Consider the following 24,323-nt stretch of genomic DNA (forward strand, 5'->3'; position numbering starts at 1 on the left):
CCGCGCCTGGAATGTGGGTGATCTCCGGGATCGGGTGGCTTACTGGATCGTCGTGCGCGCGGGCAGCGGCGCGCCGGTCGGGTTGTCGGCCGTGCAGATCTCGGCGGCGACGGTGCGCATCGGCAGCCCCTGCTCGCCGCGCGGCACCTCGGTCAGGGCCAGGGGCGAGAGGCCGGCCTTGCCGGCGCCGCCGGTGGCATCGAGCGCCATCATCTGCCGCATGCACATCTTGCCGGGCTCGACGCAGCGGTTGAGGATGGCGTCGTACAGGCCGGGCGCGACGCGGGCGTAGCGGCGCACGGGCTCGCGTTCGCTCGGGCGTTCGAGTTGCATGTAGTCGTTGCGGCCGAGCGCCTTGCCCTCGGCCTTGGCCTTCTGCACCCACTGGTCGAACTCGGCGCCCTGCAGGCCGTGGAACTTGAAGCGCATGCCCGAGAAACCGGCGCCGCTGTAGTTGGCCGAGAAGCCCTCGTACTCGCCGGGCTTGTTGATGACCGCGTGCAGCTTGGTCTCCATCCCGGGCATGGCGTAGATCTGGCCGGCCAGGGCGGGCACGTAGAAGGAGTTCATGACCGAGGAGGCCGTGATCTTGAACTGGATCGGCCGGTCCACCGGCGCCGCCAGCTCGTTCACGGTGGCGATGCCCTGCTCGGGGTAGAAGAAGAGCCACTTCCAGTCGAGCGCCACGACCTCGACCACCAGGGGTTGCGTGCCTTCGGGCACCTGGCGGCCCACGCCGATGCGATCGAGCGGCCGGTAGGGGTCCAGCGTATGGGTGCTGATCCAGGTGACCGCGCCCAGGGCGATGATGATCAGCAATGGGGCTGCCCAGATCACCAGCTCCAGCTGGGTGGAGTGGTCCCAGTCGGGCTTGTAGGTCGCCTCGGTGTTGGACTGGCGATACCGCCATGCAAAAAGAAAGGTCAGCGCGATGACCGGCACGATGATCAGCAGCATCAGCAGCGTGGAGATCACGACCAGCCGGCCCTGCTGGGCGGCCACATCGCCGGAGGGATTCAGCACCACCATGTTGCAACCCGCCAGCAGCAGGGCAAGAACGAGCAGGGCCGACCGGCGAAGAAGGGATAGGAGTGGCATGCCAGGATGGGAAGAAGAGCGCGCACCGCGGGAAGACGCGGATGGCCAATGCGCGCAGAATGTATCCCGATCGGGGGCGGTTGGCGATTGGACGTTTTGTCCTATGGCGCAAAACTGCATCTGATGCGACCCTGATGGATTCCTGCAAGGCTCCCTGAACCCGTAGCACCGCGATGTCCAGCATCAGTCATACCCATCCCGATCCCTCGTCCGAATCCCTCGAGAGGGATGCCCGGCTCATCACCGCCGACCATTCCAAGGTCGCCCCCGGCGAAATCGCCGTCGGCGTGGTCATCGGCCGTGCCTCCGAGTATTTCGACTTCTTCGTCTACGGCATCGCTTCGGTGCTGGTCTTCCCGGCCCTGTTCTTTCCCTTCGAGCAGCGCCTGGAGGGCACACTGTACGCCTTCGTCATCTTCTCGTTCGCATTCATCGCACGGCCGATCGGCACGGTGATCTCGATGCATGTGCAGCGCCGCTGGGGGCGCGCCACCAAGCTGACCATGGCCCTGTTCCTGCTGGGCACCTCCACGGTCGGCATCGCCTTCCTGCCGGGCTACGAGAGCGCAGGCGTGCTCTCCATCGTGCTGCTGTCGATCCTGCGGGTCGGACAGGGGCTGGCGCTCGGCGGCTCGTGGGACGGGCTGCCCTCGCTGCTCGCGATGAACGCGCCCCCGAACCGCCGCGGCTGGTACTCGATGCTCGGGCAGCTGGGGGCGCCCGTGGGCTTCGTCGTGGCCAGCGGGCTCTTCGCCTTCCTGTATGCCAGCCTGTCGCTGGACGACTTCCTGGCCTGGGGCTGGCGCTACGCCTTCTTCGTGGCCTTCGCGATCAACGTCGTGGCCCTGTTCGCGCGCCTGCGCCTGGTGGTCACGCACGAGTACGAGGAGCTCATGGAGGAAGGCGAGCTCGAGCCCACCAGCGTGATCGAGCTGGTTCGCACTCAGGGCGGCAACCTCCTGATCGGCGCCTTCGCGGCGCTCGCGAGCTATGCGCTGTTCCACCTGGTCACGGTCTTCCCGCTGTCGTGGATCCGGCTCTACTCGGACCAGTCCATCACCCAGTTCCTCATGATCCAGGTGGTCGGCGCCTTCCTGGCAGCCGGCGGCATCGTCGCTTCGGGCTGGATCGCCGACCGCATAGGCCGGCGCCGCACGCTCGGCACCCTGGCCGTGATGATCGCCGTCTTCAGCGGCTTCGCGCCCACGCTGCTGGGCGGCGGCACGCTGGGGCAGAACGTCTTCATGCTGGTCGGCTTCGTGCTGCTGGGGCTCTCCTACGGCCAAGCCTCGGGCACCGTGACGTCGAACTTCATCCGCAAGTACCGCTACACCGGAGCTGCGCTCACGGCGGACTTGGCTTGGCTGATCGGTGCCGCCTTCGCGCCGCTGGTGGCGCTGGGCCTGTCGGCCAACTTCGGGCTTGCCTACGTCAGCGTCTACCTGCTGTCGGGCGCCGCGTGCACGCTGGCGGCGCTGAGCATCAACCGGGCGCTCGAGGCGCGCGGCGACGAGTCGTGACGCCGGGGCGCGGTGCGCGGCAGCCTTCGCTCGAAGGCACTGCGCCCGCGCCGCGATACACCGACAGGCTGTTCTTCGCGCTGCTGCCGGATGCGCCGGCCATCGTCCGCATCGAGCGGCTGATCGCGGATCTGCGCCGCGATCACGGGCTCAAGGGCAAGGCGCTCGGCGCTTCGCGCTTCCATGTCACCGTGCACCTCGTGGGCAACTTCCGGGGCTTCCCGCAGGAGGTGGCCGACGCCGCCTGCGCAGCAGCCCAGGCGCTGACGGTCATTCCTTCGTTCAAGCTCGGCTTCGATCGCGTGGGAAGCTTCGCGCGCAGGCCGCGCAACATGCCGCTGGTGCTGCTGGGCGCCGAGGGCCTGATGGCGGCGAAGGCATTCCAGCAAGCCCTCGGCAAGGCGATGGCCCGAGCCGGCGAAAGCCACGGCGACGCGGCCCACTACACGCCGCATCTGACGCTGCTTTACGACGACACCCACGTGGCCCCGCGCGCCATAGAGCCGATCGGCTGGACCGCGAACGAGTTCGTGCTGGTGCGCAGCTTGATCGGGCAAAGCCGGCACGAAGTGCTGGCGCGCTGGCTGCTGCACGGCTGAGCTGGGGCGCTACTCCTGAGGCACGTATTTGATGCCCGCCGCCTTGTCCGCCTTGTACTTGTCGATGGCCTTCGAAAGATCATCGAGCTCCTCGCAGGGCGGGGCGCACAGGCGTGTCAGCCGTTCGCGGCGCTCCTCGGCCTTGGGCAGGTCGTCCAGGATGAGATAGAGCTCGCCGGAGTACTCCAGCGCGCCACGGTGGTTGGGGTCGATGCGCAGCGCCGTGTCGTAGAAGCGCTCGGCCGATGCGTAGTCGGGCGTTTTGCTCTTGCGCAGGCTGTAGCCCATCAGGTTGTTCCAGTCGGCGTTGCCCGGGTCGTTGACCCGCTTGAGCTCGGTGATCGCGCGCGACCAGTTCTTGGCCTCGATCTGCGAGCGGGCCGCTGCCAGCTTGAGCGCGGGCGGCGTGGACTCGTTGTCCGCGGCAATGGCCGGGTGGAGGAAAGTCGCGGCCAGCGCCGCGCAGGCGAGGAGACGTTGGGCGAGGTTCATCCGCTCATTGTGCAGCGCGCGCGCTGGTTTGCGCAGGCTCCTCGGGCTCCGGCACGTACTTGTTGCCGGCGGCCTTGTAACGCGCGATCGCCTGGGCCAGCCGGTCTTGTTCGAGGCAGGCGTTGTTGCACACCAGCTTCAGCGTGGTGAGGCGCTGCTCGGCCTTGGGCAGCTTGTCCTGCATCAGGTAGAGCTCGCCGGAATACGAGAGGGCGCCCCGGTGGCTGGGCTCGATGCGCAGGGCGGCATCGTAGAAGCGCTCGGCCGCCACGTAGTCGGGCTTCTTCGCCTTGCGATGGCTGAAGCCCATCAGGTTGTTCCAGTCGGGGTCGTTGGGGGCATCCACGCCCTGCAGCTCGGCGATGGCGCCCTTCCAGTCCTTGGCCTCGATCAGCGCCCGTGCGTTGGCGAGGCGGATCGAGGAGGGCAGGGAGGCCGAGTCGATGGCCTCTGCCTGCGGCGTTTGCAGCGCGAGCGTGGCGAGAAGGGTGACAGCGGCGAGGTGCAAGAGCCTGGAGGTCATGGCGAAATCCGATCGATGCGAGGGAAGAAGTCAGGCCGAGGATAGGCAGCGCCGCCCGCGCGGTCTTGAAGATTTGCGCCACGCGCAGGCAGCCGGCCGCTGGTCGCTCAGGCGCTCAGGCGGTCAGCTTGCCGAAGCCCGAGTCGCGTGCCAGCACGATCGCGCGGCCGCGGCTGTCGACTTCCAGCTTGGCGAACACGCTGGTCAGTCGATTGCGCACGGTCTTCTCCGACAGGCCCAGCGTGGCCGCGATCTGGGCGTTGTCGCGGCCCTGGGCCAGCAGCTCGAGCAGCTCGCGCTCGCGCGCCGTGAGTGTCTCGAACACCGCGGCGCGCGCAGGCGCCGCCTCGGCCAGGAAGCTGCGCACCTCGGCCAGCCAATGGGGCCAGCCGAGCTCATGCTCCAGGACGAGGTGGTTGCCGCTGTCGATCGGCACGAAGCGCGCGCCCGGGATCGCGCTCGCGATCAGCCGTCCTTCGGCGAAGGGCACACGGACGTCACGCGTGCTGTGCAGCACCAGCGTGGGGCAGCGCACGTCGGCCAGACGGGCGACGACGTCGATGTTGTCGAACTCGCGCATGAAGCGCGCCGCGTTGGCCGGCGAGGTGGAGATGCGCTCCAGCTCGTTGAACCAGCGATGCTGCTGCGGCGTGCCGCCGGGGATGAACTGGCTGGTGAAGAACTGGCGGAAAGCGGTGTCCTGCTTGCCCCAGCCCAGCTCGGCCAGCTTGCGCATCATCTCGGCCTCCTCGCGCTGCTCGGGCGTGGGGTTGCGCACCAGGCGCCCTCGCGCGTAGCCGCCGTGCAGCACCAGGTGGCTCACCCGCTCGGGATGCCGGGCCGCATAGGCGATGGCAATGGAGGCGCCCTGCGAGATGCCGAGCAGGCCGAAGCGCTCGGCGCCCAGCGCGTCGACCAGCGTCTCGAGGTCGCGCAGCCAGCTGTCGAAGCCGAGGTCCTCGACCTCCCAGTCCGACAGGCCGCAGCCGCGCTCGTCGTAGCGCACGAAGGTGGCGTTGGAGGACAGCCCGTCGAGCAGGTGGCGCCACACCGGGCTTTCCCAGTCGAACTCGAGGTGCGAGAGCCAGGTGGCGGCCTTGATCAGCAGCGGGCCCTGGCCGGAGAAGGCATAGGCCAGCCGCACGCCGTCGTGGCCGCGCGCGAAGCGGATCTGCTGCCGGGCCGGCACAGGCTGGCCGGGGGGCGGGTGGGGCGATTTCTGCACAGCCCTTAGTGAAGAACCTTTGCCCCGGCCGGTCAATAAACCAGATGGCCGGCCGCGAGGCGAATCCGGGGGGTGTCCAGCGGCCCGCTATCGCGCCGCGAGCGCCTGCGCCAGCGCCAGCACCGACAGCGGTGCCGAGCCCTCGGCCTTGTTGTTGATCGCCACATAGGCCGCGTGGCCGGCGCCGGTGGTGCCGGCGATCACGCGGGCCAGGGCCTCGCGGGTCTCGAGGTCGGGATCGGCGATCCTGTCGAAGGGCTCGTAGAGCTTCTTCGCCTCCTCGTAGCCGTAGGCGCCGTGCAGGCGGTTCAGGTTCCAGCGGCACACCAGCGGGCCCGGCCACAGCGCACGCAGCAGCGGCAGCTGTGCGGTGATCGGTGGCATCTTGGGATGCAGGCCCAGGCAGTAGGTGGCGCCGCAGTCGCGCAGCAGCTCGGCGAGGGCCGGCGTCAGCAGCTCGGGATTGCGCAGCTCGACCGCGATCACCCCGTCCGGCGCGGCGGGGCGAAGCGCAGGCAGCGCCTCCAGCATGCGGCGCAGGCGCTGCAGCAGGACCGGCAGGTCGGCCCACATCGGTGCGGGGATCGGGCTCAGCTGGAACACCAGCACGCCGAGCCTGGCGCCCAGGCCGTCCAGTGCAGGCTGCACGAACTCCTGCACCGCCAGGGCCGGATCGAGAAAGGCCGGATTGGGCTGCATGCCGCGGCCGTCCTCGTCGCGCACCAGCGCGTCGGCGACCAGGCCGGGCGCCTTCACGATGAAGCGGAAGTCCTCCGGCACCACCGCGGCATAGGCGGCGTACTGGCTGGCCGAGAGCGGGCGGTAGAAGCTGCGGTCCAGGCTGACGGTGCGGAAGAGGGGATGCTGCGCATAGGCGGCCAGGCCGTGTTTGGAAAGCACCGACTGCTCGTAGTCGCCGTCCCAGACCAGGTCGGCCCAGCCGGGGAAATACCAGGAGGAGGTGCCCATGCGCAGTTGGGGAGGGAGAGCCTGCGCCAGGCTCTGCTGTGCGGGATCGGGTGCGGCCGGCCGGACCTTGGGACCGCCGGCGGTCGCGCGCTTCCTTGGCGCGGGGGCGAGTGCGGGTGGCGGTGGGCCGGCTTCTTCCGGATCGTCGAACAGCGAGTCTTGCATGGTGGGGCTTCTCGATGCGCCCCATTCTCGGGGAGGTGACTGGAGGTTGAAGCGTTGTGCGCGCTTCGGAGGCTCGGTGCCCTCACCCCCGCCCTCTCCCAAAGGGAGAGGGAGCAAGACCAGGAGCCGGGATGCGCGCCTCAGGACCTTGTCGAGAAGTCCAGCGCGCCCGTCAGGTTGCCCATCGGGTGGCTGCCGTTCTTGAGCAGCGCGGCGTCCCGGAAGCCGGGCGGCAAGCCGGCCCTGACCGAAGCCGAGATCCGCGACGTGATCGCCTTCCTGCGCACCCTGACCGATGCCGACCAGCTGCCCGCGGCCGCGGGCAATGCGCCGAAGAAGTAGGTGCGGGTCAGTCCGGCACCAGCGTCATGCTGGTGCGCAGCCCGCCCGTCGCCGAAGGTCCGACCCACAGGTCGAACTGGCCCGGCTCCACCGTCGGCGTCATGGACTGCCCGATGAACATCAGGTCGGCCCGCGTGAGCGTGAACTCGACCGTGGCCGACTGGCCCGCGGGAATGCGCAGCTTGCGGAAGCCCTTGAGCTCGCGCACCGGCCGCGTGATGCTGGCCGCGCGGTTGCCGATGTAGAGCTGCGCCACCTCCTCGGCATCGCGCTGGCCGGTGTTGGTGATGCGCGCGCGCACGGTCGTCGTGCCGTTCCAGTCCAAGCGCGCGGGGCTGATCTCGAGCGCGTCGTAGCGCACCCGTGCATAGCCCAGGCCCTGGCCGAAGGCGAAGGCCGGATCGTTGCTCGCGTCCAGGTAGCGCGCCTTGTAGAAGGTGGCCGGCGCATCGGCCAGCTGCGGCCGGCCGGTGCGCTTGTGGGCGTAGTAGTAGGGCACCTGGCCGGGCGTCTGCGGAAAGCTCACCGGCAGCCGGCCCGAGGGATTGACGTCGCCGAAGAGCACGTCGGAAATGGCGGGCCCGGTCTGCGAGCCGAGGAACCAGGTGACCAGGATGGCGCGCGCATCGCGCACCGCGCCACGCAGCGCCAGCGCGCGGCCGTTGCGCAGCAGCACCACCACCGGCTTGCCGGTGGCGGCAACGGCCTCGGCCAGCGCTTGCTGCGCTTGCGGAATCTCGATGTCGCTGCGTGAGCGGGCTTCGCCGGACATCTGCTCGTTCTCGCCGATGGACAGCAGCACCACGTCGGCCTCGCGCGCGGCCGCCACCGCTGCCGCGATGCCGCCGGGGATGGGCGTCTCCACGTTGGCGCCGCGCACCACCGTCAGCAGCTCGGGCGAGGCGAGCGACTGCCGGATCGCCTGCTCGATGCCCGTGGGCGGCTGCTGGCCGGGGAAGATGCGCCAGGGGCCGAACAGGTCCTCGGCGCCGGCGAAGGGGCCGATCAGCGCAATGCGCTTGCCCGACTTCGGCAAGGGCAGCACTTCGTTGTCGTTGCGCAGCATCACGATCGAGCGGCCCGCCGCCTCGCGCGCCAGCACCTGGTGCGCGGCGGCGTCGAAGCGCGGGCCCGGCGTGTCTTCGAGGCCGCGGAAGGGATGGTCGAAGAGTCCGAGCCGCTGCTTGATCCGCAGCACGCGCCGCACCGCATCGTCGAGCTGCGACATCGGCACCTCGCCCGCGGCGATCAGGCCGGGCAGGTACTTCATGTACAGACCGCTCTGCATGCTGACGTCGGTGCCGGCCATGAAGGCGCGCTTGGCAGCCTCGCGCCCGTCGGCCGCGAAGCCGTGCGCGATCAGCTCCTCGTCGGCGGTGTAGTCCGAGACCACGAAGCCCTGGAAGCCCCATTCCTCGCGCAGCACGCCGGTCAGCAGCGCGCGGTTGGCGTTGGAGGGAATGCCGCCGATCTCGTTGAAGGCGCTCATGATCGACAGCGCGCCGGCATCGATGGCGGAGCGGAAGGGCGGCAGGTAGACCTCGCGCAGCGTGCGCTCCGAGAGATCGACCGCGTTGTAGTCCAGCCCGCCCTCGGCCGCGCCGTAGCCGGCGAAGTGCTTGGGCGTGGCCAGCATCGCGTCGGCGCGTCCGAGCTCCGGGCCCTGGAAGCCGCGCACGCGCGCGGCGGCGAACTGCCGGCCCAGGAAGACGTCCTCGCCCGCGCCCTCGATGCCGCGGCCCCAGCGCGCGTCGCGCGCGATGTCCACCATCGGCGCGAAGGTCCAGCGGAAGCCGTCGGCCGTGGCCTCCACCGCGGAGGCATGCGCGGTGCGCTCGGCCAGCGCCGGCTCCCAGCTCGCGGCCTCGGCCAGCGGCACCGGAAACACGGTGCGAAAGCCGTGGATGATGTCTGCGCCGAAGATGAGCGGGATGCCCAGGCGCGACTCCTTCACCGCCGCCTGCTGGGCGCGGCGCTTGCCCTCGAGGCCCTCGTTGTTGAAGAGGCCGGTCACGCGGCCGGCGCGGATCTGCGCCAGCTGTTCCTCCTCGCTCTGGCGCGCGCCCTGTGGGTTGGCCACGGTGTCGACGGCGGCGGGGGCATAGAGGCTCAGCTGGCCCACCTTCTCTTCCACCGTCATGCGCGCGATCAGCGACTCGATGCGCGTCAGCGACACCGGGTCGAGCCCACCGGGTGACAGGCGGGTGGCGCAGGCGCTGAGGAGGGAGAGGAGAAGAAGGGCGAGGGCGAGGCGGAAGGATCTGCTGCGAACGCTCATCGGCGCCATTGTCGCGTGCCTGGGCAATACACCCCCGCTTGCGTCGGGCATCGGAGCCGGCACGGGCACAATCCGCGCCATGAGGCAATGGTGGCGCACGCAGGCTGGCTGGTGGCTCGCAGGGCTGCTGCTCGCCGGCGCCGGCGCGGCCTGGATCGCGCGCGCCGAGCTGGCGCAGCTGCACGAGGACTTCGAGGTCAACGGCCGCATCGCGCACCGGCTCATGAGCCAGCAGGTGGTGCAGTACGACGCGGTGCTGGCCACGCTGGCGCTGCTGGCCCCGGCGCCCGATGCCGAGCGGCCGGAGCAGCGGCTGTCGGCGGTCTATCCCTCGATCCTCGGCGTCGAGCGGCGCGAGGGCGGCGCGGCCTGGTCCGATCCCGCGCTCGCCGCCGCGGAGACGAAGTCGCGCGAGCTCCGGCGCCCCGAGCTTGCGAGCCAGGACCTGGCGAAGGGCCGCTACCGGCTGGTGATCGGCGCCACGCCTGCCAGCTATGCGCTGGACATCGACCTCGCGGGCACGGTGCCTTCGCGCGATTGGCCGATGGACCCCAAGACCAGCCCGGTGCGCGTGGTGCTGGAACGCGCGGGGCAGCAGTTCGTGGTGCAGCCCGGGCGGCCGGCAACGCCGCAGGGCTGGCCCTTTTCCTTCCGCAAGGCGCTGGCCTCGGACAGCCAGCCTTTCGACCTGGTGGCCGAGCGCCACGTGTCCTGGGGCGAACTGCCCTGGGCCTGGATGCTGGCATGGGCCGGCGCCATGGGCGCGGTGCTGTGGGGCGCCCGCGCGCTGCAGCGCCAGCGCGTCGAGCGCCGGCGCGCGGAGGAGCTGCTGCGGCTGGGCCAGGTCGCGCGGCTCAATGCGCTGGGCGAGCTCGCGGCGGGCATGGCGCACGAGCTCAACCAGCCGTTGACGGCGGTGCTGGCCAACACGCAGGCGGCACGCCGGCTGCTCGACGAGGACCCGCCCGAGCTCGCGACCGCGCGCGGGGCGATGCAGCAGGCGGCCGAGCAGGCGCGCCGTGCCGCCGACGTCGTGGGGCGCCTGCGCCGCGTGATCGAGCGCCCCGGCCAGGCCGGCGCCGCCAGGCCGGTGCCGCTGCAGGAAGCGGTGCGCAGCGCCCTGCACCTGCTGGCGCCGGAGTTCGACAAGCGCGCTATCGCGCCGGTGCTCGAAGGCGCGCAGCAGGCGCCGGTCAGCGTGCAGGCCGAGCCGGTGGCGCTGGAGCAGATAGTCCACAACCTGCTGATGAACGCGCTGCAGGCGCTCGACGAGCTGCCGGCCGGCGAGCGGCAGCTGCGGCTCGCGGTCGAGCGCCAGGGCGGGCAGGGCGTGCTGCGCGTGAGCGACAACGGTCGCGGCATCGCGCCCGAGCTGCTGGCGCGCATCTTCGAGCCCTTCTTCAGCACGCGCGAAGGCGGACTGGGCCTGGGCCTGAGCCTGTGCGAGACGCTGGCCGGCGCGATGGGCGGCACGCTGGCCGCGGAGCCGGAGCTGCCGCGCGGCGCGCGCTTCACGCTGCGGCTGCCGCTGGCGATGCAGGAAGGCCAGACATGACGAATGAGCCGCAGTCGCCGCTGGTCCACCTGATCGACGACGACCAGGCGGTGCGCGAGAGCCTGGCCCTGCTCATCGGCACAGTGGGCCTGCGCACCGAGAGCTGGTCGGACCCGCAGGCCTTCATCGCGGGCTTCGACCGCAGCGGCATCGGCGCCATCGTGCTCGACGTGCGCATGCCCGGCATCAGCGGGCTCGCGGTGCTCGACACGCTGGTCGCGCAGGGCGTGGACCAGCCGGTGATCATGCTGACCGGCCACGGCACGGTGGAGATGTGCCGGCGTGCCTTCAAGGCCGGCGCGGCGGAGTTCCTCGAGAAGCCGGTCGACGACGAGCAGTTGCTCGAAGCCCTGCAGCAGGCGGTGCGCCAGCATGTGCGCTCGCGCGAGCGGACCCAGGCCGACCAGGCGGCGCGCGAGCGGCACGCGCAGCTCTCCGAGCGCGAGCGCGAGGTGCTGCGATTCATCGTCGAGGGGCTGACGAACAAGGAGATCGCGCGCACGCTGGCGCTGTCGCCGCGCACGGTCGAGACCCACCGCGCCAACCTGTTCGCCAAGCTGGGCTGCGAATCGCTGGCGCAGCTGATCCGCCGTTACGCCACGCTGGCCGGCGATGCTCCGTAGTTCTACGGAGGCCGGGCGTAGCCGTACGAATGGCGGCGGCGGGGCGCGATTCCTACAGTGGCGGTGCGGTCGGCAAGGAGCCGGCGCATCACACCCAACCACCTTCGGAGAACTCTTCATGCATTCGTCCCTTCGCCTCGGCGCGCTCGCCGTCTCGCTCGCTTTCAGTGCGCTGAGCGTGCAGGCCCAGCAAGCCCCGGCCAGCGCCCCGGCCGTGCGCACCGAGCGCAACCTCTCGCTGGAGCTTGCGAACCAGATCGCCACGGCCACCGTGGCAGCCTGCGCGGCCAACGGCTACGCGGTCGCGGCGACCGTGGTCGACCGCGCCGGCGTCGTGCGCGCGGTGCAGCGCGCCGATACCGCGGGCTCGCACACCCTGGCGGCCAGCGAGCGCAAGGCCTGGACCTCGGCCTCGGCCAAGGCGCCCACGCTGGCGATGATGGAGAACGCGCAGAAGAATCCGGCCGCGGCCAACCTCGTGAACATCCCCGGCTTCCTGCTGCTCGGCGGCGGCGTGCCGGTCAAGGTCGGCAACGAGGTCATCGGCGCGGTCGGCGTCGGCGGCGCACCCGGCGGGCACCTCGACGAGCAATGCGCCAACGCGGGCATCGAGAAGGTCAAGGCGCAGCTCGGTTGAGCGCGATGAAGGCCGTGCATCGCTGGTGCCTTGCCTTGGCCGCGCTTGCGATCGGCGCCGCAGCGCCGGTCGCGGCACAGGTCCCTCCCTCGGCAGCGGAGGTGCTCGCCTACGAGGGCGTGCACCAGGCCGCGTGGCGCGGCGACCTGGCGCGGCTCAAGGCGCTGGTCGCAGCCGGCGCCGACCTGGAGGCGCGCGACGGCCGCGGCCGCACGGCCCTGCACGTGGCGACGCATGCGCGCCAGCGCGAGGCGATCCGCCAGCTCGCGCAGGCCGGCGCGAAGCTCGACGTGCTCGAGGACGACCGTTACGACGCGATCACCATCGCCGCCGTGGCCGACGACCCGGCCACGCTCTCGCTGCTGCTGTCGCTGGGCGCCAGCCCGCGCCAGACCACCAGCCGCTACGACGGCACCGCGCTGATCGCCGCCGCGCACCTCGGGCATGACGAGGTGGTGCGGCGCCTGATCGCGGCCGGCGCGCCGCTGGACCATGTCAACAACCTGCACTGGACCGCGCTGATCGAATCCATCGTGCTCGGCGATGGCGGGCCGCGGCACCAGCGCACGCTGGCGGCTCTTGTCGATGCCGGCGCCAACCTGCAGCTGGCCGACCGGCAGGGCAACACGCCCCTGCGGCTGGCGCGTCAACGAGGCTACGCGGCCATGGTCGGCAAACTCGAGGCGGCCGGCGCGAAGTAGAGCGCCTCGCGGACAATGGGCAATCACGAGGAGGTCCGCCCATGTACATGCCGCCCCATTTCAACAGCCAGGACCGCGCCATCGCCGCGGAACTGATGCGCGCCCATCCCTTCGCCAGCCTGATCTCGACCGACGACGACGGCCTGCCCTTCGTCACGCACCTGCCGCTGGTGCTGGATGACCGCGGCGAGGAGGGCGGCTTCGCGCTGCTGGGCCACTGCGCCAAGCCCAATCCGCAGTGGCGCTACCTGCAGGCGCGGCCCAAGGCGGTGGCGACCTTTCTCGGGCCGCATGCCTACATGTCGCCCTCGGTCTACCCGGACCTGGCGCGCGTGCCGACCTGGAACTACCTGGCCGTGCACTGCACCGTCGAAGCCCGGCTGATCGAGACGCCGGTCGAGAAGGACGCGCTGCTCAAGCGCCTGATCGGCGAGCACGAGCCGGCCTATGCCCAGCAGTGGCGCGACCTGGGCGAAGAGTTCCAGCTCAAGATGCTCAACGGCATCGTCGGCTTCGAGCTTCAGGTGACGGTGCTGCAATGCAAGCTCAAGCTCAACCAGCACCGGCGCGAGGCGCATGCCGCGACGTACGCGCGCTACAGCACGGGCACGCCGGACGAGCAGGCGCTGGCAGCCTGGATGCAGCGGCTCGGCATGAAGACCGATGCGGCGCAGGCGCAGGAGAACTGAAGGATGCGCGCGCTCGGATTGATCGGACTGGTGCTCGCCCTCGTGATCGCCGGCGTGCTCGTCAAGAAGCAGATGGGCGGCATGGCCGGCGGCGCACCGGCCGCTCCCGATGGGCGCGCGCCGGTGTCGCAGCCCCGGCAGGTCCAGCAGCAGTTCCAGCAATCGCTGGACGCCGCGATGCAGCAGCCGCGCCCGGTCCCCGATGACGCCAAGTGACGAGCACTGGATGCGCCTCGCGCTCGACGAGGCGCGCCGCGCCGCAGAAGCCGGCGAGGTGCCTGTCGGCGCCGTGCTCGTGAAGGAGGGCCGGCTGGTCGCCACCGGTCGCAACGCCCCGGTCGCGTCCAGCGACCCAAGCGCCCATGCCGAGATGAATGCGCTGCGCGCGGCCGGCGTGACGCTCCGCAACTACCGGCTCGACGGCTGCGAGCTCTACGTGACCCTGGAGCCGTGCGCGATGTGCGCGGGTGCGTTGCTGCACGCGCGGCTCGCGCGGGTGGTGTTCGGCGCAGCCGATCCGAAGACCGGCGCGGCCGGCTCGGTGCTCGACCTGTTCGCCCTGCAGCAGCTCAACCACCGCACCCAGGTGCAGGGCGGCGTGCTCGCGCCCGAGTGCCAGGCGCTGCTGCAGGACTTCTTCAAGGGCCGGCGCACCGCAGCGCGCGAGGCGGCCGAGCCTTTGCGCGACGATGCGCTGCGCACGCCGGCCGAGCGCTTCGATGCACTGGCGGACTACGGCTTCGCGCCGCGCTACGTCAGCGACCTGCCCGGCCAGCAGGGCTGGCGCATGCACTACCTCGACGAAGGGCCGTCCGATGCCGCCTGGGCCTGCCTGTGCCTGCACGGGCCGGGCGAGTGGAGCTACTTCTTCCGGCACCTTGCGCGCGAGCCCGGGCTGCGCGTCCTGGCGCCGGACCTGATCGGCTTCGGCCGCAGCGACAAGCCCAAGCGCGAGGCCGTGCATCGCTGGGACTGGCACTGCGCCTTGCTGCTCGAATGGCTGGAGCGGCTGGAGCCGGGCCCGCTCGCGCTGGTGTACAGCGCCGGCGCCGCCGAGCTCGCGACGCTGCTCACGCAGGCCGCGCCGCAGGGCTTCGGCCTGGCGCTGGCCGCGCCCGATGGCCACGGAGATGCGGCGGCCGCCTGGCGCGTGCCTTTTCCCGACCGCGGCTACGAGGCCGCCTTGCGCGCGCTCGGCCCCATTCCCCAGGAGGTGTCCGGCCCCACCCCCGAGCAGGCTTCGCTGATCGCCCGAGAGGCAATGGGATACTTCGGCCCGTGAAGAAGAAGCACATCTACATCTACTCCCCCTCCAGCGCCGTGCGCGACAAGGCCGCCTTCCGGCGCGGCATCAAGCGGCTGCAGGCGCTGGGCCACGAGGTCGAGGTCGACGAGGCCACGCTGGACACCCATCAACGCTTCGCGGGCGACGACGCGACCCGCCTGGCGGCCATCGCCCGCGCCGCGGCCAGCCGGGCCGACGTGGCGCTGATCTCGCGCGGCGGCTACGGCCTCACGCGCATCCTCGACGCCATTCCCTACAAGGCGGTCGCCAAGGCCATCGAGCGCGGCACCGAGTTCGTCGGCCTGAGCGACTTCACCGCGCTCCAGAGCGCGCTGCTGGCGAAGACAGGCGCGGTGAGCTGGCAGGGCCCCGCGGTGGGCGAGGACTTCGGCGCCGAGGACGGCGCCGACGACATCATGGAAGCCTGCTTCGACGACCTGCTGCACGGCCAGGGCGAAGGCACCGGATGGCGCGTGCCCAAGCGCGACGCCGAGGCGCTCGCCGGCTTTCGCGGCCTGCATGGCGCGACGCTGTGGGGCGGCAACCTCTGCGTGCTGGCGAGCCTGCTGGGCACGCCGTACTTCCCGGCGATCGACAAGGGCGTGCTCTTCCTGGAAGACGTGAACGAGCACCCCTACCGGGTGGAGCGCATGCTCGACCAGCTGCGCCATGCCGGCGTGCTGGCGCGCCAGAAGGCCGTGCTCTTCGGCCATTTCACCGGGGCGCGCAAGGTGCCGCACGACCGGGGCTTCGACCTGCAGACGGTGGTCGCGCGGCTGCGCACGCTGATCAAGGCGCCGGTGCTCACGGGCCTGCCCTTCGGCCATGTCCCGACCAAGGTGCTGCTGCCCGTCGGCGCCCAGGTCGAGGTCGCGGCCGATGGGCGCGATGTCTTCATGGTGTGGGGCCACCGGCACGGGCATTCGCATTCGCACTGAACGCACACCCAAAAACAAAAGCCGCTGCACGGGCAGCGGCTTTTGCGGGAGCTGAGGGCGCTCAGGTGGTGATGCGGTGATGCGGCCGCGGCACCATCGCGCCGGGCAGTCCACCCTTGAACAGGCGGTTGATCTGGCGCATCTGGCGCCGGGCGGCGGCCTCGCCATCGACCGCGCTCAGGGCGGTCAGCACGTCCTGGCGCAGGTACCAGAGCGCTTCCATGTCGCCGGCGAACCGAACGCGCTGGGCCACGCGCTGGGCGCCATGGCCGCCATGGTTCTGCAACAGCGACAGCATGGCATTGCGAATCTGTCCCATTTGGCGTTCCGTCGAGCGGCGCAAGCCCAGAAACGGGAACGACAGAACGCGAAGAATACTTTGGATTAGTGTCATGTCACGAAGGCAGTTGCCAGGAGCCCAGAGGATTACAACGTTAAGGCCGAGAATCGCGCCGCACAAGGGAGGCCGTCAGATTTCATGTTCAAAAACAACATACTTCACAAATCTGTTCATGCACTGGACGAAGAAGTGATACATAAGTTGTAATGACGACATTCATCGTACGTACAGCAATGTTTCCGGATGAAAATGCAAATCGCCCGGCCCCGCAATGGATTGGATTGAATCCTCTCCGGAGCGTTTGCGCCGTGCTTTGCCATAATCCTTTCGGCGCGAGCTACCAAAAATTGCACAAATGACCGGTCATCCCACTGTCGTTTTCGCTGACCTGACGGGGAGCACGCGGGTCTTCGAGGCCATGGGCAATGCCAGGGCCACCGAAACCGTGACTCGGCTGATCCAGTGGATCGGCGGCGTCTGCGAGGCGCACGGCGGCCGTGTCGTCAAATCGCTGGGTGATGGCGTGTTTGCAATATTTACCAACGGCATTAACGCGACCCGCGCCGTGCTCGAGCTCCAGCGCAATCACCAGAAGCGCCTGCAGACCTGGCCGGCCCCGCTGCGCATGGAACTGCAGATCGGCGTGGCGAGCGGTGACGTGGTCGAAGTCGACGGCGACTGCTATGGCGATGCCGTCAACCTGGCGTCCCGGCTCAGCGACCTGGCCGGCCCGAGCCAGATCTGGGCCACCGAGTCGGTCATCGACCAGCTGCAGGGCGGCGAGGTGCGGCATCGCAGCCTCGGCCCGATCAATATCCGCGGCAAGAGCGAGATGCCGGTCGTGCACCGCATCGACTGGCAGGACGAGGTCACCGAATTCCTCACCATGCCGGCCTCGCTCCCCGTGTCCGCGCGCGTGGCCGATTCCTCCTTCGGGCAGATCGAGCTCGCCTGGCTCGATGTGCGCTCCATGTTCCGCGCCGCCGAGCTGCCCATCCACCTGGGCCGCGTGGACGAGGCGCAGTTCGTCGTCAACGATCCGCGCGTGTCGCGGCTGCATGCGCGCATCGAGGCGCGGCAGGGCAGCTGCGTGCTGGTCGACATCAGCACCTACGGGACCTGGGTCCGCTTCCACGGCACCGCCGGCGCCAGCGGCGAGATCGCGCTGCGGCGCGACGAATGCGTGCTGCACGGCAGCGGCGAAATCGGGCTGGGCGCGCCGCTGAGCGACTTCAGCGCACCGACCATCTCCTTCAACACCACCGGCGGCAACGTGCTGCTCGCGCGGCGCGAAGCGCGCTGACGCCGCGGCGGCGGATCGCCCGCCGTGCCGCGCTGATATTCCTTGGCAAGCCGGGCGGCTGCGTCCAACATGGCGGGTTCTGCCTTCCGCCGTGCCCATGCTGCCACCCTTCGATCCCTGGCTGACGAGCCGCATCGCCCTCGATGCGGCCGCGGCCTCGCATGCCGGCGCGCAGGGGCTGGCCGAGCGGCAGGCGCGGCGGCTGACCGACCTTTTGCGCGCCGCCGTGCGTGGATCGGCCTTCTATCGCCAGCGGTTCCAGGGGCTGGACCCTGCCCACGCGCGGCTGGACGAGCTACCGATCGTGCGCAAGGCCGAGCTGATGCACGCCTTCGACGATTGGGTCGCCGACCCGGCGCTGCGCCTCGATGCGCTGCGCCGCTTCACCGCCGACCGCTCCCGCATCGCCGATCCCTTCGCCGGCCGCTATGTGGTGTGGGAGAGCTCGGGCAGCAGCGGCGAGCCGGGCATCTTCGTGCAGGACGCCCACGCCATGGCGGTCTACGACGCACTGGAGTACCTGCGCCGGCCGGCGGCGCGCTCGCTGGAGCGCCTGATGAACCCCTTCGGGCTGGGCGAGCGCATCGTCTTCGTCGGCGCGACCGGCGGGCATTTCGCGAGCACGGTTTCGATCGAGCGGCTGCGGCGGCTCAACCCGGCCCTCTCGATGAGCCTGCGCAGCGTCTCCTTTTTACAGTCCTCCGAGGCGCTGGCGGCCCAGCTCGACGCCCTGCGCCCCACCGTCGTCACCACCTATCCCAGCGTGGCGCTGCTGCTGGCCGAGGAGCGCCTGGCCGGCCGGCTGCATGCGGTGCCGCGGGAGATATGGACCGGCGGCGAGGAGTTGTCGGCGACGCGGCGCGGCTTCGTGCAGCAGGCGCTGGGCTGCCCGGTGGTCGACAACTACGGCGCCTCGGAATTCCTCACCCTGGCCAGCGAATGCCGCCAGGGCCGGCTCCATCTCAACAGCGACTGGGCGATCCTCGAATCGGTGGACGCGCAAGGGCGTGCGGTCCCGCCGGGCGAGTTCGGGGCCAGCTCGCTGCTGACCAACCTCGCCAACCATGTGCAGCCGCTGATCCGCTACGAGCTCGGGGACCGCGTGCGGCAGGACCCCGCGGCTTGCCCCTGCGGCTCCGCCTTGCCCGTGATCGAGGTGGAAGGCCGCAACGACGACGCGCTGCGCCTTGGCCGGCCAGGCAAGCGCGCCGTGTACGTGCCCGCGCTGGCGGTGAGCACGGTGCTGGAGGACGATGCGGGCCTCTTCGATTTCCAGCTGGTTCAGCAGGGCCCCTGCGAGCTGCTCCTGCGCACCGGCCTGCAAGGCAAGGCGGCGGTCGAGGGCCTGCGCCGCGCGCGCATCGCGCTGTCGGCCTACCTGCTGAGCCTGGGCGCCGACGGCGTGCACATCCACTGCAAGAGCGGCGAGCGCGAGTGCCGCGGCGCCAGCGGTAAGGTGCAGCGCGTGCGGGTCGAAACGGCTTGATGCGGGGGAGGGCATCCACTAGGAGTCCGCGCGGCAGAAGTTTTTCTGCGCGGAGGTGAGCCCCGCGTTGAGTTCGTGCACGGCGAGGAAGGGTTGGCGCTGCGCCTTGGCTGTTCCTGAAGCTCCCGGACAGGGTCTATTTGGCCTGCCGGAGGCGAGGGGCACGCGTGTGCCCCCACTGTGGACCTTATCTGACCATCAAGGTGCTCATGCGCCGCAGGTTCAGCGCCAGGCACACGAGCTTGAACTCGGCCTTGACCTTGTTCAATCCCCGCAGGCTGAACTGCCGGAAGCCCAGCACGCTCTTGATCCACCCGTTGGGCGCCTCCACGATCCACTTCCTCTTGCGGTAGGCCGCTTGGCCTGGTGGCGTCTTCAGCCTGGCATCCATCGCTGCAGTGCGCGGGTATTGTTCGGCGTCGATGTCCAGCGCCTGCTTGCCCTCTCGGCCCAATGCCACGATCAGCTCGCTCGGGCTGTCCTTGAGCTGCTCGAACACGGCCTCCGAGCGGAATCCCGCATCCGCCAGCACCTGTCGGGCGTCCTCGCCCAGGTTGGCCTTCACCGCCGCCAACAGCACCGGCAGGCGGTCACTGTCGGCGGCGTTGTTGCTCAGTTCCGCGGCCACCACGAGTTGCGCGGCCTCGTCCACCGCGGTGTGGGCGTTGTAGCCGTAGTCGTAGCCGCCACCTGAGCGTTTCATGATCCGACTGTCCGTGTCGGTGAAGCTCTCCTGGGCGCTGTCCTTGGGAACACCGAAGTCGCGCTTGTAGCGCCCGCCCTTGGGCTTGCCGTCCTTGTCGCGGGGTTTGCGCTCGTCGTCGGCGCTGCGCCCGCGGGCCGCATCGGCCTCGCGCTGGCGTTGCTCCAGGCGCAGCTTGGCCTCGGTGATCGCCTTGAGCCGGTCCTCACGGCGCTTGATCTCCCCGGGGATGTCCAGGTCGGGTTCGTTCTTCTCCAGGTCGTCGGCGGCACACGCTCGGTTGAGCAAGCCATCGATCTGCGCCTTGAGTTCGCCCTCGGCCTTGACCATCCTGTCATAGCTCATGGCCTTGTGGCGGCTCGCGTTGGCCTTGAGCTTGGTGCCGTCCACCGCCACGGTGCCCAGCTTGACCAGGCCGCACTCGCGCGCCAGGCGCACCACCTGCACGAACAACGCCGCCAGTTCCTCCAGGTGCAGTGCCCGGAAGTCCGAGAGCGTGCGGTGCGCCGGGTAGTTCTCTGCAGCCAACACCCGCAGCGCAACGTCTTCGTGCAGCTTGGCCGCGAGCTTGCGCGAACTGAAGGTGCCGGTGGCATAGCCGTAGATCAGCACCTTAACCATCATGGCCGGGTGGAACGGCTGATTGCGCGGCCCACCCTTGGCGTATCGCGCATGGAAGGCGCTCAGATCCAGGCTGTCGACGCTGTCGCTGATGAAGTACGCCAGGTGCCCTTCGGGCAGCCAGTCTTGAAGTGCGTCAGGAAGCAGTCTTTGCTGCTGAGGCTCGTAGGGCAGGTAGCTGATGGGCATGCGCCCAAATCTATCAAGCATCTGCGCGCTCGTCACGCTTCTGCCGCGCAGGCTCCTAGGCTTCATGTTTCGACTCGGCACAAGGCGGCGCGGCCTTGCGAGCCAACGACTGTTTCCAATTCAAATTCCATGGAGACCCTTCGCCATGACCATTGCCTCCGCCGCCGACCTGCCCAATAGCGCTTATGGCAGCTTCCAGCCGGTCCTCGACTTGCAGGCCGCCATCATCCAAAGCCTGATGCAGGCGCAGCAGATCCAATTGCAAATGCTGACTGCCTGGCAGCGGCCCTTCGCCGCCGTCAACCAGGAGCTCTGGGACCAGTGGGTCGTCCACTTCGGCGGCGGCGTGCCGCTGGACGGTTAGCCGCTGCGGCGGCGCCAATGGGTCGCTATTTCCTTGTTGCATAGGGTTTCTGCCTAGATCTAAGCCCTCAAGTTCCGCAGCCCGCCTGCCGATAAGCCTCATGACCAGGCCCCGCATTCGGCGGCCGTCGAGGAACAAGCATGCGGAATATGAAGATCGCGACCCGCCTCGGGTGGGGTTTCGGGATCGTCCTGCTGTTGATGGCAGTGACGATCACGATGGGCATGGTGCGTCTGCGCGGCATGGCCGAGATCCACGAACGGGCCCAGGCCGTGCAGCAGGAAGCGCTGCAGGGCGGCATCCGGCAGCTCGCGCAGGGCGCCCCGGCGCCGGATGCGGTGCAGAAGCAGCTCACGGCCCTGGCCGAACTGCAAGACCGGCAGGACCGGGCCACGGCCGTCGAGCTGGAGCAGTCCATCGTCGGCACGCGCTGGCTGTTGATCGGGCTGGGCCTGCTCGCGTTGGCGACGGGCATCGGCTGGACCGTCGGGCTGGTGCGCAGCATCGTCCGGCCGTTGGACGAGGCCATCTTCATCGCCGAGACGGTGGCGGCCGGCGACCTCAGCAAGGAATTCGAAACCGAGCGTGGCGGCGAGTTCGGCCGCCTGCTGCGAGGCATGGGCGAGATGGAGGACACGCTGACCGACGTGGTGACCCGTATCAAGGAGTCGACCGATTCGATCGTGACGGCGTCGCGGGAGATCGCCGCGGGCAACCAGGATCTTTCGTCGCGCACCGAGGAGCAGGCCAGCGCGCTGGAGCAGACGGCGGCCTCGATGGAGGAGCTGACCTCCACCGTCAAGCAGAACGCCGACAACGCGCGGCAGGCCAATCAGCTGGCGCTGTCGGCTTCCGATGTGGCGGTCAAGGGCGGCGAGGTGGTCAGCCAGGTGGTGGACACGATGGCCTCGATCAATGCTTCGTCGAAGAAGATCGTCGACATCATCGGCGTGATCGACGGCATCGCCTTCCAGACCAACATCCTGGCGCTGAATGCGGCGGTGGAAGCGGCGCGCGCCGGCGAGCAGGGCCGCGGCTTCGCGGTGGTGGCCTCCGAAGTGCGCAACCTGGCGCAGCGCTCGGCCGCCGCCGCCAAGGAGATCAAGGGCCTGATCGACGACTCGGTCGGCAAGGTCGATGCCGGCAGCGCGCTGGTGGGCGAGGCCGGCAAGACCATGGGAGAGATCGTGGGCAGCATCCGCCGGGTGACCGACATCGTCGGCGAGATCACCGCGGCCAGCCACGAGCAGACCCAGGGCATCGAGCAGATCAACCAGGCCATCACCCAGATGGACCAGGTCACGCAGCAGAACGCGGCGCTGGTCGAAGAGGCGGCCGCGGCGGCCGCGTCGATGCAGGAGCAGGCCGGCAAGCTTTCGCAGGTGGTCCGTACCTTCAAGCTGGATGACGACGAAGCGCCGCCCGCGCCGGTGGTGCCGGTGCAGATCCGGCCGGTCCCCCAGACCGCTGCGCGCGCGAAGCCGCCCGTCCAGCGCATCGCCGCCGCGCCGGCGCGCAAGCCCGCGGCGGCCCTGCCTGCCGGCGGTGACTGGGAAAGCTTCTAGCCCCGGCAATCTCGAGCGGCCAAGAAAAAACCCGCCGAAGCGGGTGAAAGACAGCCCTGATTGAGGGAGGAGGGAGGAGAAAGAACGGGCTGCCGGTACGCAGTGTGTGCCCCCAGTCTTAGGGGAAACTTAAGCTTGGAAACGGCCACGTCCCGCTGTCGGTCGTCGGCCTGAGCGTCACGGATCACCGGGTCTCCATTGCGGCGCAAGCAATGGTCCATTGCGCGACAAGGCGAATCCGCACGGATCGCCCACGCGTAGTTCGGAGGCATCGCCAGCGCGCACCTGCGCATTGCCGATGCACCGCCCGGAAACCACTCACTCCAGAGGTGACGCCGATGAGATCCACTCCCCACCCCCTGCGGGCCTGCGTCCTCGCCTTGTGCGCGGCAGCGGCCGGCGGCGCCTTCGCGTCCAGCCACCGCGAAGCGCCTTCCATCGCCGGCATGCCGAAGCTCGATGCGACCGATTTCTACATGTTCCGCAGCTACGAGCCGGGCCGCCAGGACTACGTGACGCTGATCGCCAACTACCAGCCCGACCAGAGCCCGTACGGCGGCCCCAACTACTTCGCGATGGACCCGGACGTGCTGTACGAGATCCACCTGGACACCGATGGCGATGCGGTGGAGAACATCAGCTTCCAGTTCCGCTTCAGGAACACGCTGCGCGACATCCAACTGCCGATCTCCGACAAGCAGGTGTCGATCCCGCTGGTGCAGTCGGGCGGCATCTCGGCGCCCAACGGCGCGACCAGCAACCTGCGCGAGACCTACACCCTGGGCATCGTGCGCGGCGACCGCCGCAAGGCCAAGGCCGAGGCGGTCACGATGGCCGGCGGCGGCGCCGAGTTCGACAAGCCCACCGACAACATCGGCGACAAGACCTTCGGTGGCCCGGCCGGCTATGCCGCCTACGCCAACCAGCATCTCTACACGGTCAACATCCCGGGCTGCGCTGCGCCCGGTCGCGTGTTCGTGGGGCAGCGCAAGGACTCGTTCTCCGTTGCGCTGGGCCAGGTCTTCGACCTGATCAACCTCAATCCGCTGGGCGCGCCCAATGCCAACCCCGACGCGCTGGCCGGGAAGAACATCACGACGATGGCGCTGGAAGTGCCCATCGCCTGCCTGGCCGGCAGCGACCCGGTGATCGGCGGCTGGACCAGCGCCAGCGTGCGCCAGGGCCGGCTGATCGCGAGCCCGCCCAAGCGGGGCCACGGGACCACCGCCCTGAACGGCGGCGCCTGGGCCCAGGTCTCGCGCCTGGGCATGCCGCTGGTCAACGAACTGGTGATCGGGCTGAAGGACAAGGACCGCTTCAACAGCGCGAAGCCGAAGGACGACGGCCAGTTCGCGGATTACGTGACCAACCCGACCCTGCCGGCCCTGATCCAGACGCTGTTTCCCTCGGCCCAGGCGCCGACCCACTTCCCGCGCACCGACCTGGTCGCCGCCTTCCTCACCGGCGTGGAGGGCGTCAACAAGCCGGCCAACGTAAAGGCGGCCGAGATGCTGCGGCTCAACACCGGCATCGCACCCACGCCGAAGGCCGGCCAGATGAACCTGGGCGTGCTGGCTGGCGACCTGGCCGGCTTTCCGAACGGGCGCCGGCCGGGCGACGACATCGTCGATGCCGAGTTGCGCGTGGCGATGGGCGTGCTGTGCGTCGCGACCGGCGCGAGCGACACGCTCAAGGTCGGCTGCAAGCCCGCCGACGCGCCCGCGGGCGCTGCGGCGCTGACCGATGGCGCGACACAGAGCGCCGCGCAGTTCCTCGAGGTCTTTCCGTACCTGACGACGCCGCTGCCCGGTGCGCAGTGAGGAGAAGAACATGAACCGGACCACTCGACTTCTGGGCGCCTCCCTGCTGGCGGCCGGCCTGCTCGCGGCGTGCGGCGGGGGCGGCGATGGCGCAGGGGGCTTCGTCTTCACGCCGCCGCCCGCGGCGACGCCACCCGCGCAGCCGCCGGCAATGGCCGATCCGTACGAGGCTTTCATCGCCTACGTGAAGGGGCTGATCGCGTCGGCCCTCGACATGGCCGAGCCGGCCGATGTCGCGGCCTTCGATCCGCCGCCGACCTCGGACTCGCGGGACCCGGTCGCCACGCCCTGAA

25 protein-coding genes are annotated in these 24,323 nt (G+C 69.8%); 17 read left to right on the forward strand and 8 right to left on the reverse strand.

What is annotated here, in order from left to right; all coding sequences use genetic code 11:
• Positions 1-39: 39 nt before the first annotated feature.
• Positions 40-1,098 (reverse strand): ubiquinol oxidase subunit II, encoded by a 1,059-nt coding sequence (gene cyoA, locus GXN78_RS25950; protein ID WP_106556700.1) that lies wholly within the window; start codon positions 1,096-1,098, stop codon positions 40-42.
• A 173-nt stretch (positions 1,099-1,271) separates the two neighbouring features.
• Here cyoA and GXN78_RS25955 point away from each other — a divergent pair, with 173 nt between their 5' ends.
• The gene (locus GXN78_RS25955; RefSeq protein ID WP_106556701.1) at positions 1,272-2,618 is read left to right on the forward strand and encodes an MFS transporter; all 1,347 of its coding nucleotides are present in this window, start codon (positions 1,272-1,274) and stop codon (positions 2,616-2,618) included.
• A complete protein-coding gene (locus tag GXN78_RS25960) occupies positions 2,615-3,217 on the forward strand; it encodes a 2'-5' RNA ligase family protein (RefSeq protein ID WP_106556702.1) in 603 nt (200 codons plus the stop codon). Before GXN78_RS25955 ends, GXN78_RS25960 begins: the two co-directional genes overlap by 4 nt.
• A gap of 9 nt (positions 3,218-3,226) precedes the next feature.
• Here GXN78_RS25960 and GXN78_RS25965 read toward each other — a convergent pair whose 3' ends face one another.
• The 4 genes from GXN78_RS25965 to GXN78_RS25980 form a co-directional block, all read right to left on the reverse strand.
• Positions 3,227-3,709, reverse strand: coding sequence for a hypothetical protein (locus tag GXN78_RS25965; protein ID WP_106556703.1), 483 nt, complete (start codon positions 3,707-3,709; stop codon positions 3,227-3,229).
• Between the two features lie 4 nt (positions 3,710-3,713).
• Positions 3,714-4,232 carry a hypothetical protein gene (locus GXN78_RS25970; protein ID WP_106556704.1) on the reverse strand — a complete coding sequence of 173 codons (519 nt, stop codon included), beginning with the start codon at positions 4,230-4,232 and terminating at the stop codon, positions 3,714-3,716.
• 115 nt (positions 4,233-4,347) lie between these two features.
• Entirely contained in the window at positions 4,348-5,457 is a 1,110-nt protein-coding gene (locus GXN78_RS25975; RefSeq protein WP_239142933.1) for an alpha/beta fold hydrolase, read from the reverse strand.
• An 87-nt stretch (positions 5,458-5,544) separates the two neighbouring features.
• Positions 5,545-6,591, reverse strand: a complete 1,047-nt coding sequence (locus tag GXN78_RS25980; RefSeq protein ID WP_106556706.1) for a DUF72 domain-containing protein — start codon at positions 6,589-6,591, stop codon at positions 5,545-5,547.
• A 201-nt stretch (positions 6,592-6,792) separates the two neighbouring features.
• Here GXN78_RS25980 and GXN78_RS25985 point away from each other — a divergent pair, with 201 nt between their 5' ends.
• On the forward strand, positions 6,793-6,933 hold the full coding sequence (locus GXN78_RS25985) for a hypothetical protein (RefSeq protein ID WP_164255762.1): 141 nt from the start codon (positions 6,793-6,795) through the stop codon (positions 6,931-6,933).
• 7 nt (positions 6,934-6,940) lie between these two features.
• Here GXN78_RS25985 and GXN78_RS25990 read toward each other — a convergent pair whose 3' ends face one another.
• Complete coding sequence (locus tag GXN78_RS25990) at positions 6,941-9,211, reverse strand: glycoside hydrolase family 3 N-terminal domain-containing protein (RefSeq protein ID WP_106556727.1); 2,271 nt, start codon at positions 9,209-9,211, stop codon at positions 6,941-6,943.
• Positions 9,212-9,290: 79 nt separating this feature from the next.
• On the opposite strand from GXN78_RS25990, the gene GXN78_RS25995 reads away from it, so the two are divergent.
• The 8 genes from GXN78_RS25995 (at position 9,291) to GXN78_RS26030 (ending at position 15,639) form a co-directional block, all read left to right on the forward strand.
• Complete coding sequence (locus GXN78_RS25995; RefSeq protein WP_106556707.1) at positions 9,291-10,766, forward strand: ATP-binding protein; 1,476 nt, start codon at positions 9,291-9,293, stop codon at positions 10,764-10,766.
• A complete protein-coding gene (locus GXN78_RS26000) occupies positions 10,763-11,389 on the forward strand; it encodes a response regulator (RefSeq protein ID WP_106556708.1) in 627 nt (208 codons plus the stop codon). The genes GXN78_RS25995 and GXN78_RS26000 overlap by 4 nt, the downstream gene beginning before the upstream one ends.
• Before the next feature lie 118 nt (positions 11,390-11,507).
• A complete protein-coding gene (locus tag GXN78_RS26005) occupies positions 11,508-12,026 on the forward strand; it encodes a heme-binding protein (RefSeq protein WP_106556709.1) in 519 nt (172 codons plus the stop codon).
• 5 nt (positions 12,027-12,031) lie between these two features.
• Positions 12,032-12,727: an ankyrin repeat domain-containing protein gene (locus GXN78_RS26010; RefSeq protein WP_106556710.1), complete on the forward strand. Its 696-nt coding sequence runs from the start codon at positions 12,032-12,034 to the stop codon at positions 12,725-12,727.
• A 41-nt stretch (positions 12,728-12,768) separates the two neighbouring features.
• Positions 12,769-13,416 carry an FMN-binding negative transcriptional regulator gene (locus tag GXN78_RS26015; RefSeq protein WP_106556711.1) on the forward strand — a complete coding sequence of 216 codons (648 nt, stop codon included), beginning with the start codon at positions 12,769-12,771 and terminating at the stop codon, positions 13,414-13,416.
• A 3-nt stretch (positions 13,417-13,419) separates the two neighbouring features.
• Entirely contained in the window at positions 13,420-13,632 is a 213-nt protein-coding gene (locus tag GXN78_RS26020) for a hypothetical protein (protein ID WP_106556728.1), read from the forward strand.
• On the forward strand, positions 13,619-14,698 hold the full coding sequence (tadA, locus tag GXN78_RS26025; protein ID WP_219910068.1) for a tRNA adenosine(34) deaminase TadA: 1,080 nt from the start codon (positions 13,619-13,621) through the stop codon (positions 14,696-14,698). Before GXN78_RS26020 ends, tadA begins: the two co-directional genes overlap by 14 nt.
• Positions 14,695-15,639 carry an LD-carboxypeptidase gene (locus GXN78_RS26030; protein ID WP_106556713.1) on the forward strand — a complete coding sequence of 315 codons (945 nt, stop codon included), beginning with the start codon at positions 14,695-14,697 and terminating at the stop codon, positions 15,637-15,639. Before tadA ends, GXN78_RS26030 begins: the two co-directional genes overlap by 4 nt.
• 61 nt (positions 15,640-15,700) lie before the next feature.
• On the opposite strand, the gene GXN78_RS26035 is transcribed toward GXN78_RS26030, so the two are convergent.
• On the reverse strand, positions 15,701-15,958 hold the full coding sequence (locus GXN78_RS26035; RefSeq protein WP_239142934.1) for a hypothetical protein: 258 nt from the start codon (positions 15,956-15,958) through the stop codon (positions 15,701-15,703).
• A gap of 376 nt (positions 15,959-16,334) precedes the next feature.
• Here GXN78_RS26035 and GXN78_RS26040 point away from each other — a divergent pair, with 376 nt between their 5' ends.
• The gene (locus GXN78_RS26040) at positions 16,335-17,282 is read left to right on the forward strand and encodes an adenylate/guanylate cyclase domain-containing protein (protein ID WP_106556715.1); all 948 of its coding nucleotides are present in this window, start codon (positions 16,335-16,337) and stop codon (positions 17,280-17,282) included.
• Positions 17,283-17,379: 97 nt separating this feature from the next.
• Positions 17,380-18,768 (forward strand): phenylacetate--CoA ligase family protein, encoded by a 1,389-nt coding sequence (locus tag GXN78_RS26045; RefSeq protein ID WP_106556716.1) that lies wholly within the window; start codon positions 17,380-17,382, stop codon positions 18,766-18,768.
• 187 nt (positions 18,769-18,955) lie between these two features.
• Here GXN78_RS26045 and GXN78_RS26050 read toward each other — a convergent pair whose 3' ends face one another.
• On the reverse strand, positions 18,956-20,281 hold the full coding sequence (locus tag GXN78_RS26050) for an IS1182 family transposase (RefSeq protein WP_164255356.1): 1,326 nt from the start codon (positions 20,279-20,281) through the stop codon (positions 18,956-18,958).
• A gap of 145 nt (positions 20,282-20,426) precedes the next feature.
• On the opposite strand from GXN78_RS26050, the gene GXN78_RS26055 reads away from it, so the two are divergent.
• The 4 genes from GXN78_RS26055 (at position 20,427) to GXN78_RS26070 (ending at position 24,322) form a co-directional block, all read left to right on the forward strand.
• Complete coding sequence (locus tag GXN78_RS26055) at positions 20,427-20,645, forward strand: hypothetical protein (protein ID WP_106558787.1); 219 nt, start codon at positions 20,427-20,429, stop codon at positions 20,643-20,645.
• 140 nt (positions 20,646-20,785) lie between these two features.
• Positions 20,786-22,210: a methyl-accepting chemotaxis protein gene (locus GXN78_RS26060; RefSeq protein ID WP_275407608.1), complete on the forward strand. Its 1,425-nt coding sequence runs from the start codon at positions 20,786-20,788 to the stop codon at positions 22,208-22,210.
• A 338-nt stretch (positions 22,211-22,548) separates the two neighbouring features.
• Positions 22,549-24,030, forward strand: a complete 1,482-nt coding sequence (locus tag GXN78_RS26065) for a DUF4331 domain-containing protein (protein WP_106558786.1) — start codon at positions 22,549-22,551, stop codon at positions 24,028-24,030.
• A gap of 10 nt (positions 24,031-24,040) precedes the next feature.
• Positions 24,041-24,322 (forward strand): hypothetical protein, encoded by a 282-nt coding sequence (locus tag GXN78_RS26070; protein WP_106558785.1) that lies wholly within the window; start codon positions 24,041-24,043, stop codon positions 24,320-24,322.
• The last annotated feature ends 1 nt before the right edge of the window (position 24,323 follow it).

The sequence above is a fragment of the Variovorax sp. WS11 genome (genome assembly GCF_010499245.1).
Lineage (GTDB): Bacteria > Pseudomonadota > Gammaproteobacteria > Burkholderiales > Burkholderiaceae_C > Variovorax.